Origin of the sequence: Micrococcus sp. GbtcB5 (assembly GCF_019091605.1) — a bacterium.
Classification (GTDB): Bacteria; Actinomycetota; Actinomycetes; order Actinomycetales; family Micrococcaceae; genus Micrococcus; species Micrococcus luteus.
Genome location: NZ_JAGXJK010000566.1, coordinates 1 through 232, shown reverse-complemented (window position 1 = coordinate 232; position 232 = coordinate 1). Strand labels below are relative to the sequence as shown.

Annotated in this window: 1 pseudogene; it reads right to left on the bottom strand. The window is 71.6% G+C overall.

What is annotated here, in order from left to right:
- A pseudogene (locus KVS67_RS14255) lies at positions 1–190 on the bottom strand (aldehyde dehydrogenase family protein); the annotation flags it as partial.
- Positions 191–232: the final 42 nt, after the last annotated feature.

Here is a 232-nt window from a genome sequence, read left to right as displayed (position 1 = left end):
GACCGTTATGGGAGTCGTTGGCCAGCGCCACGGCCTCCTCAGCGGAGGACACCTTGTGGACCACGGAGGCCATGCCGAACGGCTCCAGCGTGTAGGCGGGGTTCTCCTGGTCCACGTCCGTGATCGCGGCCGGGGAGACGTAGAAGCCCTCGACCTCGGGGCCGGAGGTGCGCACGCCGCCCACGTGGACGGTGGCGCCGGCCTGCTAGGCCCCGGCGATCTGCTCGGCGAG